At 30.6% G+C, this 16,888-nt stretch carries 16 protein-coding genes and 1 rRNA gene (1 of these 17 running past the window's edge); 8 read left to right on the top strand and 9 right to left on the bottom strand.

Translation table 11 applies throughout. The annotated features are described in order from the left end of the window. Together ABNT65_RS03850 and ABNT65_RS03845 are read right to left on the bottom strand one after the other, a co-directional pair. Window positions 1–316 (bottom strand): 16S ribosomal RNA (locus ABNT65_RS03850); it reaches 1,204 nt to the left of the window's first position. A 696-nt stretch (window positions 317–1,012) separates the two neighbouring features. Beyond that, window positions 1,013–1,753 carry a DUF4294 domain-containing protein gene (locus ABNT65_RS03845; protein ID WP_348703952.1) on the bottom strand — a complete coding sequence of 247 codons (741 nt, stop codon included), beginning with the start codon at window positions 1,751–1,753 and terminating at the stop codon, window positions 1,013–1,015. A 105-nt stretch (window positions 1,754–1,858) separates the two neighbouring features. On the opposite strand from ABNT65_RS03845, the gene fdhD reads away from it, so the two are divergent. The 4 genes from fdhD to ABNT65_RS03825 are packed head-to-tail and all read left to right on the top strand — an operon-like array spanning window position 1,859 to window position 7,170. Continuing rightward, the gene (gene fdhD, locus ABNT65_RS03840; RefSeq protein ID WP_348747218.1) at window positions 1,859–2,662 is read left to right on the top strand and encodes a formate dehydrogenase accessory sulfurtransferase FdhD; all 804 of its coding nucleotides are present in this window, start codon (window positions 1,859–1,861) and stop codon (window positions 2,660–2,662) included. Further along, complete coding sequence (locus ABNT65_RS03835) at window positions 2,652–4,949, top strand: FdhF/YdeP family oxidoreductase (RefSeq protein ID WP_348747217.1); 2,298 nt, start codon at window positions 2,652–2,654, stop codon at window positions 4,947–4,949. The genes fdhD and ABNT65_RS03835 overlap by 11 nt, the downstream gene beginning before the upstream one ends. A gap of 53 nt (window positions 4,950–5,002) precedes the next feature. Further along, window positions 5,003–5,638: an SPOR domain-containing protein gene (locus tag ABNT65_RS03830; RefSeq protein ID WP_348738466.1), complete on the top strand. Its 636-nt coding sequence runs from the start codon at window positions 5,003–5,005 to the stop codon at window positions 5,636–5,638. Window positions 5,639–5,682: 44 nt separating this feature from the next. Then, window positions 5,683–7,170: a hypothetical protein gene (locus ABNT65_RS03825; protein ID WP_348747216.1), complete on the top strand. Its 1,488-nt coding sequence runs from the start codon at window positions 5,683–5,685 to the stop codon at window positions 7,168–7,170. A gap of 42 nt (window positions 7,171–7,212) precedes the next feature. On the opposite strand, the gene ABNT65_RS03820 is transcribed toward ABNT65_RS03825, so the two are convergent. After that, window positions 7,213–7,512 carry a hypothetical protein gene (locus tag ABNT65_RS03820; RefSeq protein ID WP_348738463.1) on the bottom strand — a complete coding sequence of 100 codons (300 nt, stop codon included), beginning with the start codon at window positions 7,510–7,512 and terminating at the stop codon, window positions 7,213–7,215. 104 nt (window positions 7,513–7,616) lie between these two features. On the opposite strand from ABNT65_RS03820, the gene ABNT65_RS03815 reads away from it, so the two are divergent. From ABNT65_RS03815 to ABNT65_RS03800, 4 genes are read left to right on the top strand one after another with little or no spacing between them, the layout of a single operon-like run. After that, complete coding sequence (locus ABNT65_RS03815) at window positions 7,617–8,243, top strand: CoA pyrophosphatase (RefSeq protein WP_348747215.1); 627 nt, start codon at window positions 7,617–7,619, stop codon at window positions 8,241–8,243. A 58-nt stretch (window positions 8,244–8,301) separates the two neighbouring features. Beyond that, the gene (locus ABNT65_RS03810) at window positions 8,302–9,105 is read left to right on the top strand and encodes a lysophospholipid acyltransferase family protein (protein WP_348703939.1); all 804 of its coding nucleotides are present in this window, start codon (window positions 8,302–8,304) and stop codon (window positions 9,103–9,105) included. 27 nt (window positions 9,106–9,132) lie between these two features. Then, window positions 9,133–10,221: a M42 family metallopeptidase gene (locus ABNT65_RS03805; protein WP_348703938.1), complete on the top strand. Its 1,089-nt coding sequence runs from the start codon at window positions 9,133–9,135 to the stop codon at window positions 10,219–10,221. Window positions 10,222–10,250: 29 nt separating this feature from the next. Continuing rightward, a complete protein-coding gene (locus ABNT65_RS03800; RefSeq protein ID WP_348703937.1) occupies window positions 10,251–10,814 on the top strand; it encodes an NUDIX hydrolase in 564 nt (187 codons plus the stop codon). Window positions 10,815–10,915: 101 nt separating this feature from the next. Here ABNT65_RS03800 and ABNT65_RS03795 read toward each other — a convergent pair whose 3' ends face one another. The 6 genes from ABNT65_RS03795 to ABNT65_RS03770 form a co-directional block, all read right to left on the bottom strand. Beyond that, complete coding sequence (locus ABNT65_RS03795; protein WP_348747214.1) at window positions 10,916–11,641, bottom strand: thioesterase II family protein; 726 nt, start codon at window positions 11,639–11,641, stop codon at window positions 10,916–10,918. A 24-nt stretch (window positions 11,642–11,665) separates the two neighbouring features. Beyond that, entirely contained in the window at window positions 11,666–12,409 is a 744-nt protein-coding gene (locus tag ABNT65_RS03790; RefSeq protein WP_348738458.1) for an outer membrane lipoprotein-sorting protein, read from the bottom strand. Window positions 12,410–12,497: 88 nt separating this feature from the next. Then, entirely contained in the window at window positions 12,498–13,772 is a 1,275-nt protein-coding gene (locus tag ABNT65_RS03785) for an ABC transporter permease (protein ID WP_348747213.1), read from the bottom strand. Next, on the bottom strand, window positions 13,769–14,932 hold the full coding sequence (locus tag ABNT65_RS03780; protein WP_348747212.1) for an ABC transporter permease: 1,164 nt from the start codon (window positions 14,930–14,932) through the stop codon (window positions 13,769–13,771). Before ABNT65_RS03780 ends, ABNT65_RS03785 begins: the two co-directional genes overlap by 4 nt. Then, entirely contained in the window at window positions 14,904–15,644 is a 741-nt protein-coding gene (locus ABNT65_RS03775) for an ABC transporter ATP-binding protein (protein ID WP_348747211.1), read from the bottom strand. Before ABNT65_RS03775 ends, ABNT65_RS03780 begins: the two co-directional genes overlap by 29 nt. A 34-nt stretch (window positions 15,645–15,678) precedes the next feature. Then, the gene (locus ABNT65_RS03770) at window positions 15,679–16,830 is read right to left on the bottom strand and encodes a hypothetical protein (RefSeq protein ID WP_348703927.1); all 1,152 of its coding nucleotides are present in this window, start codon (window positions 16,828–16,830) and stop codon (window positions 15,679–15,681) included. Window positions 16,831–16,888: the final 58 nt, after the last annotated feature.

The following is a 16,888-nucleotide window of genomic DNA, read 5'->3' as shown; positions in this document are numbered from 1 at the left end:
TGTGGGGGATAATCCTCTCAGACCCCCTACCTATCGTTGCCATGGTAAGCCGTTACCTTACCATCTAGCTAATAGGACGCATAGTCATCTTGTACCGATAAATCTTTAATTAATCAATCATGCAACTAATCAACATTATGGAGTATTAATCTTCATTTCTAAAGGCTATCCTCCTGTACAAGGCAGATTCTATACGCGTTACGCACCCGTTCGCCGGTCGTCAGCAAGTAGCAAGCTACCTCTGTTACCCCTCGACTTGCATGTGTTAAGCCTGCCGCTAGCGTTCATCCTGAGCCAGGATCAAACTCTTCATTGTATAATCTTTAATATTATCCAATGTAAAAGTTTCAAAAGAATTTTTTAAAATTATTTAATCACTTAAATAATCTGTGGTAATTCTACTCTTAAATTACGCTGTCAATTTCAATATTTTCAATGAACTTTGTTAATCTTAATATTTGACATATCTCAATCAAAACCTCAATTAACTTCTTGTAGAAACACTAGAATCGAACTAGTTGATTTTTCTTCAAAATCTTTCCAAAATTTCTTAGATCGTGTCGCCTCCAAAAGCGGATGCAAAACTAATAACTTTTTTTAACTCCAACAAAACTTTTTTGAAGTTTTTTTTATTCGCTATAAAACACAATATTTTAATGAACCTCCCTTTAAATTCGGACTGCAAAGATACTGAGATTAATTTCAATTAAACAAATAAAATTTAAACTATTTTTTAATCTTTTCTTAACTCTTTACACTACCTAATCCTCAATGAACTTACTAACTTTGCAAACTACGTTTCTCCGTTAGCGGCTGCAAATATACAACCCTTTTTGATCCCCACAAGCCTTTTATCAATCTTTTTTATTTAAAACCCAAACACCAAAACTCAAAAACTTATTTAACAATAGTTTAAACACTATTTTTTTCTAGGAAATTATTTTATAATGTAAACTAAATAAAAAAACAAGCCCAAAAGAACTTGCTTTACAATATCATTATATACTACTACTTACTTAATTCTTTTTTTATTTTTATTCTTTTCTCTTTTCTTCCTTTGTTTAGCAAACATCTTTTTATACTTCTCTACATCAACTGCTCCTTTCTTATTTGCTAAAATCTCTAAGTAATTCATTTGCAATTTTGGCTCTTGATACTCTAGTAATTCATCTATGTATGCTCTTTGTAAAACATCTTCTATCAAGTAATCTTCATTATTTAATTTTGGATTGTATTCATCCTTCAGTGACAAATTAAAGATATTAGCTGTTGCATTATACCAAAAAGCTTTCCACCCACTTCTTAACTCCTTTACATTATTGAAAGCTGTTTTACCAGTTTGCCTATGGATTAATTTAAGTAGTACTCTACCTTCTGTTCTAGTTAACTTTTTCAATGGTTCAGTTAGTTCTCCTTCTAAATATTTTTGAATTCTTTTTATATATTGTCTTTTTTTTCTCTTTGACTTTATCCTTTCCAAACGGGAATGAACACTATCTACTCTTTTTGATGCTAGTATTGCGTATGGGTATGCCTTAAATACTTTTTTCTTAAACCAATAATAGTAATGTATATCAATCCTGTCGTTAAATTTATGTTTGGGTAATACGGATACTTCGTTAAGCTCAATCATTAATGAATCTCCATCTTTTATCAAATAGTAGTCATCAACAAAACTAGGCACTGAATCTCTTTTTTGTCCAAACACCAATACCACTATAAATATAAAGTATAAGCTTAAAATTTTCTTCATCGTCATATTTTAGATCAATCAATGTTTTATGTAAACACGGGATAAAGTTAATTATTTTAATCCTACTAGTATTTCTATTTATTTAATTATTTACTTTTGTTTTAAATGAAACAAACTAACATATACGAGTCTATTAAAGTAACTACTGAAAAAAACACTTTTCAAGATGACTCATTAGTTATTGAAGCTCCTTTACAAATCAATATTAATAATCAACCTTATACTATAGTAATGAGAACTCCAGGTAATGATATTGAGTTAATTAATGGACTTCTTTATGCTGAAGATATTTATAGAAACAATATATCTTTAAAAGTTGAACTTGAAAAAACAGACGAAAGTTTTAATGACATTTATAATGTAGAGATTCCTAAAAACTATTTGGGAAATGGTTATTTAAATAAAAGAACCTTATTATCCGTATCATCTTGTGGCATTTGTGGTAAGAAAGAACTAAATGATATTACAGTATCAGGAGACGCTATCAATAATAAGACTTCATTATTACATACAGATATACAAAAAATGTTTACTATTATGACTAATCATCAATATACCTTTATGAAAACTGGAGGAAGCCATGCTTGTGCTATTTTTGATAAAAACAACAAATTTCTAACTTGTAAAGAGGATATTGGTAGGCACAATGCCGTTGATAAGTGCGTAGGTAGTTTAAGAATTAACCAACAATTAAAGGAAGCTTTCTCAATGTTTGTAAGCGGTCGTGTTTCTTATGAAATTGTTTCGAAAGCTTTTTTTGCTAAAATACCAATTATTATTGCGGTATCGGCTTGTTCTTCATTAGCTGTTGATTTTGCTAAAGAATTTGGTATTTGCTTAATAGGTTTCAGTAGAAAAGATAAAATGACTATATACGCTAACCCACAATATATACAGTATGAGTACTAAAAAAACCAATGCACAGCCTCCTGAAAATTTAACAGGAATAAAGTTAACAAAAGTTCCAGAAAAAGCCGTAGGTACTACAGCTATAAAATCTGCTTTAAATCATGTATTTACAGAAACTGGTATTGGCAAAGGAATTGGGTTACTTAAAAACTTAAATCAAGTTTATGGTTTTGATTGTCCAGGTTGCGCATGGCCCGACCCAGATGAAAAGAGAGCTTTCTTAGCAGAGTATTGTGAAAATGGTGCTAAAGCGGTTGCAGAAGAAGCTACTAAAAATAGGGTTTCACCTATATTTTTTGCTTCGCATTCTGTTGAAGAGTTATCTACTTTATCTGACTATGAAATTGGTAAAAGTGGACGTATTACACACCCAATGATTTTAAAAGAAGGAGCTACTCATTATGAAGAGGTTTCTTGGAAAGAAGCTTTTAATGTTATTGGCGAAGAGCTTAATAATTTAGATTCTCCCGATGAAGCGATTTTTTATACTTCTGGAAGAACCAGTAATGAAGCTGCATACTTGTATCAGTTATTTGTTCGTCAATTTGGTACTAATAATCTACCTGATTGCTCTAATATGTGTCATGAAAGTAGTGGTAGTGCTCTATCTGAAACCTTAGGTATTGGTAAAGGTTCTGTAACACTTGATGATTTTGACCATGCTGATTTGGTTATTGTTATTGGACAAAACCCTGGAACTAATCATCCAAGAATGTTATCTGCCTTAGGTGAAACTAAGAAAAATGGAGGTAAAATAATTACAATTAACCCACTTCCTGAAGTAGGTTTAATGAATTATGTAGATCCTCAGAACCCTTTGAAGTGGTTTGGTAAAGGACAAAAGCTAACTGATTTATTCTTACAAGTGAAGATTAATGGAGATGTTGCTCTTTTAAAAATCATTTTAAAACTAATGAAACAAAAAGAGGAAGAGCAACCTAATTCTGTTTTTGATCATCAGTTTATTAAAGAAAAAACTAAAGGTCTTGATGATTTTTTAGCAGATTTAGATAATTATAGTATTGAAGAGTTACTTCCTCAAACAGGTTTGGCGCTACCAGAAATAAAAAAAGCTTTAGAACTTATAGTTAATAACGATAAGATAATTATTTGTTGGGCTATGGGACTAACGCAACATAAAAATGGGGTTGATAATATTAGAGAAGTTGTTAATCTTTTATTATTAAAAGGAAGTATCGGAAAAAAAGGAGCAGGTACATGCCCAGTTAGAGGTCATTCTAATGTTCAAGGTGATAGGACAATGGGAATTTGGGAAAAACCTAAAGAAAAGTTTCTTCAAGCACTTGAAAAGGAATTTGATTTTACAGCCCCACGTGCACATGGCTACGATGTTGTTGAAGCTATTAAAGCCATGTATAATCAAAAAGCTAAAGTATTTATAGGTATGGGAGGTAATTTTGTTTCTGCTACACCAGATACTGAATATACAGCTGAAGCATTACGTAATTGTAATTTAACGGTTCATGTATCAACCAAATTAAATAGGAGTCATTTAATTCATGGTAAGAAAGCCTTAATTTTACCTTGCTTAGGTCGTTCTGAAAAAGATATACAACAAAATGAGGAGCAATTTGTTACCGTAGAGAACTCTATGGGAGTTGTTCATCAATCAAGTGGACATTTAACTCCAATATCTGAGCATTTATTAAGTGAACCAGCTATTGTTGCAGGAATTGCAGAAGCTACTTTAAAAAACTCAACTGTTAAATGGTCTGAATTAATTAGTAATTATGACTTAATCAGAAATAAAATAGAAGCTACTATCAATGGTTTTGATGACTATAATGATAGAGTTCGTAAAAAAGGAGGTTTTTATTTACCCAATAACGCAAGAGCTAATGACTTCTCTCCTACTACAACTGGAAAAGCTAATTTTTCTATCAATAAACCATCTGATATTACTCTTGAAACAGATCAGTTTTTATTAATGACTATTCGTACTCATGACCAATACAACACTACTATATATGGATTAAATGATAGGTATAGAGGTGTTTTAAACGAACGTAGAGTAATTTTCATGAATCCAAATGATATGAAAAAGCTAAAACTTTCAAAATTAGACAAAGTAGATTTAATTAGTCACTTTGAGGGTGAAAAAAGAGTTGTAAGAAAATTCTTGGTTATTCCTTTTAGCATTCCAGAACAATGTACTGCTACTTATTTTCCTGAAGCAAATGCTTTAGTTCCTATTAATAGTACAGCTAGAATTAGTAATACTCCAGCTTCTAAAACAGTCATAATCACTATAGAAAAACATTCTTAAAAAAAGTATTTGTATTTTAGTCCCCATAATGTCAACTTTAAAACTATAATAGAATGCCATTTATCGAGGAGGAAAAGTATCAACAATTACAAAAAAGTATTGAAGATGCTAACCTAAAAGTAGAACAAGCTGAGTTAAAAGTAGAAGAAACTGAACTAGAAGTTGAAGAGCTAGAAGAAAGCTTTAATAATTTAAAACAAAAAAGCAGAACTATAAATATTGTATTAATTATATTATTACTTATTGCTGCTGCCGTTATTTATTTATTTAAAAGTGGAACATTTTCTAGTAACAGTACTCCTAAAATAGATGTTGCAACTATAAAAGCTAAAGAAGCACAAAGAGTTATTGATAGTATACAAAGATTGCAAGCAGATAGTTTTAGTCAAGAAGAATACCCTGAGGAAAACCTTGATGATAATATCCAAAACATCTCTGATAACACCAAAGGACAAACTGTTTACTCTGTTCAAATAGGTGCATTTAGCACAAAAAAGTACCCTTTATTATCAAGTAAAATTATTGCTGGAACTTCATCATATAGAAACGAATATTACAAATACTCTGTAGGTTTATTTTCTACAGTAAAAGAAGCTAGAAGTCTAAGAAACGAATTAGTACGAATTGGTTTTGAAGATGCTTTTATTGCTTCTTATAAAAATGGTAAACGAAAACAAATTCACGATTAAATTTAATATTGTTTATGTTTAAAAACATAATTAAAAGAACACTCATGTTAGGATTAACGTTGAGTGTTCATTTTTTTTACGCACAAGAAAAAATACCTACTAAAAAAACGCAAGAAGGATTTGGTCAATTGGACTTCTTATCTATTAAAATGCCAGAAAATGAAGCTAACATGGATTTTGCTGGCTTACACTATAATTTAAAAATCAATGATTGGTTCTATGCGGGTATTGGTTTTTATGGAGCTGTTGGAGGTATTAGAGGAGGTTTTTTTACTTTAGGCATTAATGCTGGTATTCAACAAAAACTGACTCAAAATCTTTTTATAGATACTGGACTTCACTTTGGTGGTGGTGGTGGTGCAAGTGCTCCTGATGGTGGCGGTGCTTTTATTCTTCCTCACTTTAATTTGGGGTACGATTTTTCTCACTTTTCTACAACTGCTGGATATAGTTATGTTAACTTTTTTGATGGAGGGACTATAAATAGTCATCAATTTAATGTTGCTGTACAAATTCCTTTATCTTTTGAAAATTCTAGTTTTAAAAGCAGAGAAACCTCTTTCTCTTATGACGATTTAGAGAATACAAACTGGAAAAAACCTAGCAGTAGACTTTCCTTACTTGTACATTTAAATAATTTACATGTAACTAAAGGTTCATATAAAGGAAGAACAATTAGATTGGCTGGATTTGAATTTAATTCTTTTTTAACAGATGATATTTTCTTTTTTGTCAAAGCTGATGGAGCATACCATGGTATAAAAGCTGGATATATGGATATATTTTTAGGTGGAGGTTATCATTTATCAATGAATAAAAATCGTACTAATATCCAAGCTAAATTTGGTATAGGTGCTGGCGGCGGCGGCGGCGTTGACACTAAAGGTGGATTCTTAATCTATCCCGATTTATCTATTGAACAAAAATTATTTGATAACTTTTATGCCTCTTTAAATAAAGGATACATGATGAGTCCTAACTCTCATTTTGTAACTTCTACCTTTGGTTTTGGTTTAAAATATTATGTTGATAAAGATGGTATACAATCTAAAGGAGAAAAATTTACTAAAGGTAAATTTAAAGGTTTAGAAACTATTATGGCTCAGGAGTTATACTTAAATGCACAAAGAGATGGAGGATTTAACCAAAACATGCACCAAATATCTTTACAAATAAACTTCTTTTTTAACAAGTATATCTATGGAGCAGGTCAAACTTCATTTGCAAATTTTGGAGATGCTGGTGCTTATGCTGAAGGTATTGTTGGTTTAGGTGTACAATCAAACACTTTCTTTAATAATACTACTTCTATATATGCCCAACTACTTGGTGGTGCTGCTGGTGGTGGTGGTATAAGTACTGGTCAAGGTCTTATTATTAAACCTAGTATTGGTATTCAACACAACCTTACTGATAACTTAACCTTAAGAGGTTCTTTTGGTCATATAAAAGCCAGAGGTGGTAAATTAAATACTTCTCTCTTAAACTTAGGTTTTGCCTATCGCTTCTCTTTTTTAAGTATGAAAAAATAACTATTAATAAGCCTAATTATATCTTTCTATGTAATTAGGCTTTTATTTTATTTCAATTGTTTTCTTCTTTTCTTTAGCAGATGTAAAAACGTAGGTATACAACCACATCAATGTAAACGTTGGTATAACATCTAACCCAGGCATTGCTTCTTCTATAAATGTTACCGCTGCAGCTATTTTCCCTTTGTTTCCTTTATAAAGTTTCGTCATTAAAAAGGCTGAAGCTGGAGCCCATATAACATCTATTAACTCTCCTAGCCCAGGAAGAATAAAAGACGCATAGCCTATTGCGTCAAAAATTAAACTTAGTGCTAATTTTTGGTACTTATTTTCTGTATTCATATTTTATGTTAGATTAATATATTGAACAAAGAGCAAAATTCAAGCCAAATTAATTGGCTTTTAGCTTATAAAAAGATATGTTTGTTTAAAATAGTGATAATTTAATGATTTTCTCCGATTTTATTAATCAAAACGATACTTTAAAACATAAACCTTTAGGAGGCTTATCTTCACAATTTAAACTAGCTCCTAAACTTAGAAAGCAATTTTCTGAAAAAATGATAGCTAATAAAAACCCCAGAAAGGCAGCTGTATTAGCATTGTTTTATCCTGATGAAAATAATAAGACTAACATATTATTAACCCAAAGAGCTAGTTATAATGGTGCCCATTCAGCACAAATAAGCTTTCCTGGCGGTAAAGTAGACCTAAAAGATGAAAACCTTAAAGATACAGCGTTAAGGGAAACCTATGAAGAAGTAGGAGTTAAACCTTCAGATATATGTATTATCAGACAATTATCTGACACATATATACCACCTAGCAATTTTTTAGTAGCTCCTTTTATTGGTTATGCTAATACTAAGCTCACTTTTACTCCAAATGAAGAGGTAGCAACTATAATTGAGGTTACATTAGATGATTTATTAGATGATTCAAATATTACTGAAATTGAAATGGAAACTTCTTACATGAAAAACATATCAGTACCTTGCTTTAAATTAAACGGTTACACAGTTTGGGGAGCTACAGCTATGATGCTTTCCGAAATTAAAGATTTAATTAAATAGTATCTGTATTCTTTTTCTTTTGTAATTTAGCGTTTACTAATAAAACCCCGAGTATAATATGCCCTTATTTAAAAGGAATCCTTTTGGACATATACTTTATATAAAAAAATGGTTAATACGTATTTTAGGAATTATATCTCACGGTCGTTACCGTAGGTTTAATGAGCTTAAAATTGAAGGTTCTGAGATTATAAGACAACTTCCTGAACAAAACGTTTTATTTATATCAAATCATCAAACTTATTTTGCAGATGTTGCTGCAATGTTTCATGTGTTTAATGCTGCTTTAAAAGGAAGAGTAGATAATATTAAAAATATAGGCTACATATGGCATCCCAAATTAAACGTATATTACATTGCTGCCGGAGAAACCATGCGTTCTGGTTTATTACCTAAAATCTTTGCATACACTGGTTCTGTTTCTATTGATAGAACTTGGAGAAGTGCTGGAAAGAATGTAAATAGACAAGTAAAAATGTCTGATATTTCCAATATTGGAAAAGCTTTAGATGATGGTTGGGTTGTTACATTTCCGCAAGGAACTACTACCGCTTTTAAACCTATAAGAAGAGGAACAGCTCATATTATAAAAACATTTAAGCCTGTGGTTGTTCCTATAGTTATAGATGGCTTTAGACGTTCATTTGATAAAAAAGGATTGCAAATTAAAAAACGTAATGTTTTACAATCAATGGTTATTAAAGATCCATTGGATATTGATTATGAAAACGAGAGCATTGAAAGTATTGTTGAGAAAATTGAATATGCTATTGAACAGCACCCTTCTTTCCTAAAAGTAATGACTCCTGAACAAATTAAAGAACAAGAAGAATTAAACGAAAAACGTAAGTTTTGGAGTTAATTTATACTATATAAACAATTTTGAATTATGGCTGATACATCAATCTTAAATCAAAAGTCTTTAGACTTTCTTGAAAAATATCTTAATAACCCTGCTCCTACTGGCTACGAATGGGAAAGCCAAAAAATCTGGATGGATTATTTAAAACCTTATGTAGATGAATTTATTACTGACACCTATGGTAGTGCCGTTGGTGTTATAAACCCTGAAGCTAAGTATAAGGTTGTTATTGAAGGACATTCTGATGAAATATCATGGTATGTTAACTATATTTCTGATAATGGGTTAATTTATGTTATTAGAAATGGTGGTAGTGATCATCAAATAGCGCCAAGTAAAATTGTAAATATTCATACTAAAAAAGGTATTGTTAAAGGTGTATTTGGTTGGCCTGCAATTCATACTCGTGATAAAGGAAATGAAGAGCCTCCTAAATTAGATAATATTTTTATTGATTGTGGTTGTACTACTAAAGAAGAAGTTGAAAAATTAGGTGTTCATGTAGGTTGTGTTATTACCTACCCAGACACATTTCACATTTTAAATAAAGACAAGTTTGTTTGTAGAGCTCTTGATAATAGAATGGGCGGTTTTATGATTGCGGAAGTAGCTCGTTTATTAAAAGAGAATAATAAAACACTTCCTTTTGGATTATACATTACCAACTCTGTTCAAGAAGAAATTGGGCTTAGAGGTGCGGAAATGATTACACAAACAATTAAACCAGATGTTGCTATTGTTACTGATGTTACGCATGACACTACTACTCCAATGATTGATAAGAAAAAAGAAGGTCATTTGGAAATAGGAAAAGGACCAGTAGTAGCTTATGCTCCTGCTGTACAACAAAAGCTTCGTGATTTAATTATTGAGGCTGCTGAGGCTAATAATATTCCTTTCCAACGTTCTGCTTTATCAAGGGCTACAGGGACTGATACAGATGCTTTTGCTTATAGTAATGGTGGGGTTGCTTCTGCTTTAATTTCTTTACCTTTACGTTATATGCATACTACCGTTGAAATGGTCCATAGAGAGGATGTAGAGAACGTTATTAAAATGATTTACGAAAGTTTACTTAAAATTGAAGACGGAGAAACTTTTTCTTACTTCAAATAAATATTAATAAGCGTCATTACAATTCAGTAATGACGTTTTTCTTTTATTATATGGATGAACTAATAGATATTGTTGACGAACAGGGAAACTATACAGGAAAAACGTGTTTAAAATCTGAAGCTCATAAGTTTGGCTACTTCCACCCTACTATACATGTTTGGTTATATACCAATACTAACAAAATTCTATTACAACAAAGAGCTTTATCTAAAAAGGTATTTCCTGGTTTATGGGATATTTCCGTTGCTGGACATATAGCTGCGGGAGAAAAAATAGAAATAGCTGCAATTAGAGAAATTGAAGAAGAGATAGGTTTCACAATTGATATTGATGCCTTACATAAAATTGGTACCAGAAAACATCAGGTAAATCATTCTAATGGGATAATTGACAATGAGTTTCATCATGTTTTTATTGCTGAACTTACTGTACCTCTCAGTGAATTAGTACTTCAAGAAAGTGAGGTTACTGATATTAAATTATTTGAGCTAGAAACTATTATAAATACTCAGAACTTAAATAATATTTTATTGCCTCAATATCATGATTACTATTCTTTTGTTTATGAACATATAAAAGGTAAATTAACTTAAGTTCTATAGTTTATAACTTAATATTATTTTAAAGAAAAAGTTGCCTCAAGTATCAACTCAAGACAACTTTTTGACTTATAATATAAGTATTAAAATTTATGTTAACTATTAGCTATTAATTCATCTTTAGATTTAAAAACAGATGTAAAATGCTCTACTAATAAAGGCACATGATCATAAATGAAAAAATGCCCACCAGACAGTTCGTATGTCTTAATATCTTCTGTAGTTTCTTGTACCCATGGTAACATTTGTTCCAAAGGAAAAATATCATCTCTTCCATAAAATACATCAATAGGATATTTCAACTTTCTTTCTTGCTTGTATTCATAATCCTCCACTGCCTTATAATCTGACTTTATAATTGGTTCATAAAATTCTTTTAGAATTTCATTATTTAATAACTCGTCAGGTGTTCCTCCTACCTTTTTCATGGTATTCCAAAAATCTTCACTTGTCATTTTACTTATACCTCTATTATATTTTACAGCAGGAGCACTTTTTCCTGAAACTACTAAACACTTAGGTTTAGGTAATTTTGTTTTTGCTAATTCAATTGCTGTTAAATATGCTATTAAACCTCCCATACTATGTCCATATAGCATATAGGGTTCATTCTCTTTTAAACTCATTACTTTTTGTAGTACTTGAGGAATCACTTTCTTTATAATCTCTCCTATATTACTTGTTAATGGCTCTGAAATTTTATTTCCTCGCCCAGGATATTCTACTGCTTCAATGGTTATTTTATTTTTTGCAAGCGCTTCTTCTAAAAACTTAAAAGAATAGCTATTACCTCCTGCAAATGGAAATGCTATTATCCTCATATATAGTTAAGTAGTTGTTTAGTTTTACTTTTTTAATGATGCTTTGTTAAAAATATCTTCTGATATATTTGCCTCTAGATCCATTGTATCAATAATAAAATCTGTTCCCTTTCCATCTTTTAAAACGTCTTTATAATTGGTTACTTTAGGGTACCATTTGCTCTTTATTTTCATTACATCTAGTACCTTTATCTCTTTAAGCTTTTGTCCACTTTTGGCATACATTTCTTCTTTTAAAGGAATAAATCTTTCTTGATCTACCCATAATTTTCTTTTTTGATAGTTCACCTCATCGTTTTTGGCTACTAACTCAATTACCCATGTCTTTCTTTCCTTAAAGGCTTCTTCACCTATTAATTTTGAATGATATAAAACACTATATTTTTCATTGCTAGAAACATCTTCATAAGATAAATCCGATCCCATTACCGATTGTCTTAATAAATGCCCTGACAATTGTATGGTTCTATCAGATGAAGGTGAGTATATCCATAAACGGTTTTTTAACTTTAACATCTTTGTACCTCTTTCTCTTTTAGGCTGAAGGTACTCTATAAATGATTTTTCATTTCCTTTTGAATATCCTTTAGAGACTATGGTTCTGTTTTTTCTTTTTCCATAAATAATCATTTGGGATTGTATGATACGTTGCTTAGATACTAAGTTACCATCTACTTTTGTTAATATTTGTGATGCTGTTATTGCTTTATTTTGCCCTGCAATTGGTAGTGTTATAATTAAAATTAATATGCTTATTATTTTCTTCATTTTAAATTATTTTTTCTCACCAAGTGAGATGTTTACTATATCACCTTTCGGTATTTTTTAATCTTTTTTATAAACCTTATATTGACTTTTAAACTTCTAACTCTTTAAATAGTTCGGCTGTTTTTCTTTTATAGATTACCAAACCTGATAGAATATTGCCTAACATGATCGCTAGTACTCCTGGTATAAATCCTATATAAAGTAAATCAGTTGTAAACTTTGCTCTTACTATTGATGGCATCATCATAGAAGTTCTTTTTAAATATGGCGTAATGTCAATTCCGTAAATCTGTAAATAAACGGTCATTGCTATTCCGCTTATAGTTCCTATAAACGAACCTATTATACCTATTAAAAATGCTTCTATTAATAACGATTTATATATATGGGTTTTACTTTCTCCTAAAGCCAATCGTACTCCAAATTCTTGAAATCTTCTTAATCCTCCAAGCAATCCCGTATTCCATAGTACTACAGACATTGCTATGACAAATAGCATGATAAACAAACTCGCGTATACGTCTGTATAATCTATGTAAGCTGCTAAATTGTTTTGATTTTTTAAAGTTTCCATTAAAGGCGCAAACTCATCTTTAGATTGTTTATAGTTTGCATTAAAACTTGCTGCTATATTAGTAGCATTAGCATCATCATATAACGCATTATTAAAATACCCTAAAAGTTCACTTGAAGCATTTTCCATATCTAACATTAATTGAGCCTCATTAATATCTATCAAAACACTACTATTATCCATAACACTATTACCAAAGTGAAGTGTTCCAGCAACAATAAAGTTATGTGAGGTCATACTGCCATTCATTGTTGTTCCCAAATATGTTACTTTATCACCTATTTTTAAAGCTAATCTCTCAAATAAAGCATTCCCCATAAGAATCTCTCCTTTGTTTACTGGTAATGCACCTTTTACTATAGATTTTTTAATATGTAACCTATTTATTTCTGTAGGATTCTCTGTATTCAACTCAATTGCCAAGCCAGATATAGGCCCTTGCTTTAAGGTTTCTCCATTTTCATCAGGTACATCTATCAGTCCTCCAAACTTTATTCTTTCTACCCAGGTTATGGTTGAATATTTATTTTGTAATATTCCTTTTAAAGAGTCTACTTCTAAAATAGCTAGATCATTTGGCAATTGTTGTCTTTCTTTTGCATATGCTCTAGTCATTACTTTTACATGACCTGTGTCAAAATTTGCATTTTGTTCTACCATATCTCCCATTACTCCTCGTATATAACCACTTAATAATATGGTTAATGCTACTCCTGAAGTTATAATGGTTATTGGAAGTACACTTCTTCCTTTATCTCTTATTATTCCTTTTAGAAAAAATTGTATCATGATAATTTTCCTTTTAGTGCATTTACTGGATTTAACTTTGATATTTTTCGTGCTGGTAAATAACTCACAATGGTTGCGGATACTACTATTAACAGTATTGTTTGTATTATTAAGCCTACTGTATAATAGGGATAAATACGATCTGCTATAGCCATTCCTAAATCATCTGAATTTGGTATATACAAACCTTCTCGTTGTAAGTACCACAGTAAAGGAATACCATATACTGCTCCAAGAAAAATAGCTAAAACACTATACATAACACCTTCTAAGGTAAATATGAGCATTACTTTAGTTTTAGTTAAGCCTAACGCTAAGTACGTACCTATTTCTTTTTGTCTTCTGAAAATAGACAATACTTGTGTGTCAAAAATTGCTAATAAAGCAATGGATAGTAACATTAAATAAAAAATGGAGTTACTAGATTTCTTCATTTCAACCATTTCTTCAATATCTTTTAATAATTCTTTCAATCCTACAAACTTCCAATTATTCAATCCAGCAACTATTTGTTTCGCTTCTTTATTATTAGCTATCCAAATAGTAGCTTTATTATCTAACCTTGTCATTTTTTGTAGTGTTTTTAAAGACATCCAAAGCTGTCCATTATCAACTCCTCCCACATTCGTATCAAACACCCCAACAATAGTAAGTTGTTTAGCATCGTAAACTCCATGTTTATCTTTCCATCTAAGTAATACTTGATCGTTTATTTTTAGTTGTGCAGTTTTAGCCATTCTTTTTCCTATTAATACTGGAATTTCTGCTTTACTTTTAGCCAATATATCCGTTGGTATTTTTACAGCTTTCTGATTTACACCTATTCCCTTTAATTGAATGGGGATAAATCTTTGCTGTGGGTAAATACTTCCTTGTTGAATTAATATTGGAACACCTACGTCTTTTAGTTTTTCTGGTATTTCTGTTACTGAATTCTGCAATGTAAAAGGATCTAAAGGATCGTAATTTTTACTCCAAATTTGACCTTCTCCATATTCCCATGCTATAGTTTCTTTTTTGGTTTCTTCATTCCATCCATCCATTAAACCGTTAAAAAAAAGAATTAAAATGAAAGCAAAAGAGAGTATCCCTGCATTTAACCATGTTCTTAAACCACCTTTAATACAATTTTTATATGCTAATTGGAACGCTAATTTCATGATTTGTTATTTTTATTTTACTTACACTATTACTATTAACTACTCCGTCTCTCAAAACTATTTTTCTTTCTAGATACTCCATTACCTTTTCATCATGTGTTGAAAAAATAAAAGTTGTATCATAATTTTGATTTAGAGCTTTTAGGGTTTGCATTATTCTATGTGCATTTTCTGCATCTAAATTTGCAGTTGGTTCATCAGCTAGTAAAATTTTAGGCTTTTTGACCATAGCTCTAGCTATAGCTACTCTTTGACATTCTCCACCAGAAAGTTTATCAGGTCTTTTATTAGCCAAATCTTGTAATCCAACTTGTTCCAATACTTCCCATACTTGCTTCTTTCTATAAGCGACACTTTTATTTTGTAGAATTAAAGCAAATTCTACATTTTCATATACTGTATATATAGGTAATAGATTATAACTTTGAAATATGAATCCAATAGTTTGATTACGTAATTCTGCAGCTTGTTTGTGTGATAAGTCTGTAATATTTTTATTTAGAACTATTGCTTCTCCTTTGGTTGGTTTATCTAAGCTTCCTATAATATTAAGTAAGGTGGTTTTTCCAGAACCACTTGGCCCTATTAACCCTGTAAATTCTCCTACTTGAAAACTAAGGTTGATGTTTTTTAATGCTAAAAAGTCTTTACCTCCAACTTGAAAGCTTTTAGACATATTATTTAATTTTATTACTATATTTTGATCTTGCATTTGTATTTATTTATTGTGTTATAGCAAACCTTTTTTAATGATTGAAAACAGCCATTAGTCTTATTCCAAAACCTGAAAAGGCATTTATAAATTGATTATCAGGTAAGTTTATAGTATTCGTTGGGTTGTAATAGCCCATAAGATATCCTGTTACTGCTTCAAATTGGTGTTGATAGTTCAAGGAAACCACCATAGAATTATCCTTCCATGCGTAATAACTGACTAAGTTTATACTATCAAAAAAGCCAAAAGGATATTGAAGCGTAATAGCAGTAAAATGATTATTGTTTTGAAATGTAAAACTTTCTTCTTCTAAAGTATTAACCATATGCTCTACATTTGCATTCAACCCATTTCCTATACCAAACGTATAACTTGTTCCTAAGTTAATTAACGATTGATTGGTTAAAACTCCAATATTCTTTTGCAGTTTTACATGTGAGGCTTCTATCCATAAACCCACAATTAAATCCCACTTAACATCTACTCCAAATCTATATTCTGGAATACTTTCTGTTAATGATTTTTCTATTGTATTTACAGAAACGTTTCTACTATGATATGATAATGCTATTTCACCTTTTGCTATTGGTAATTGAACTCTTAAACCATATTCTGGTTGGTATTTTTCACTTACAAAAAGATCAAAACCTCTACGTTTATCGTTTCCGTATAATACCCAAGCCCATATGCTAGCATTGTTCTTAAAATAGTATTTAAATAAAGCTCCATAAACTCCATTAGTTAACTGTAATGGATCTCTGGCATCTATTTGATTAAACCATTGCAAAGGCCTAATTATAGAAGCGGAACCAAAATCTATTTTCTGGAGTCCTAACCTAGCTTCAAACTTTCTTCTTGAATATCGAATCCAAAATCTATACGGGTTAATCTCATTGGTTGTTACAGATTTATAAAAAGGTTTAAATAGTAAGTTACTTGAGGCATTTAATGAAGCTTCTATGTCTAAATCACTAACTGAATCTAACTTATTATTGAATTGTAACTCTGGAATATATCTTGCGCCCAAAAACACATCCCTTTCATTATTTGGACTATAATTTATTAGTCCTGATAATTGCCCTGAGAACTCAACCTTTTTTTGCCCATATAAATTAGTACATAACACTATTAAAATACCACACATTATGCATGTGTAATATTTTACTTTATTTATAATTTTCATTTATAATGTTAAAGCAAACTACAGCAACTTACTGTAGTTTACTTTATCTTTTAGTATT

The organism is Tenacibaculum sp. 190524A02b (assembly GCF_964036645.1).
GTDB lineage: Bacteria > Bacteroidota > Bacteroidia > Flavobacteriales > Flavobacteriaceae > Polaribacter > Polaribacter vairaonense.
The sequence above is the reverse complement of the archived record's forward strand: the minus strand, read 5'-3'. Positions and strand labels throughout refer to the sequence as shown.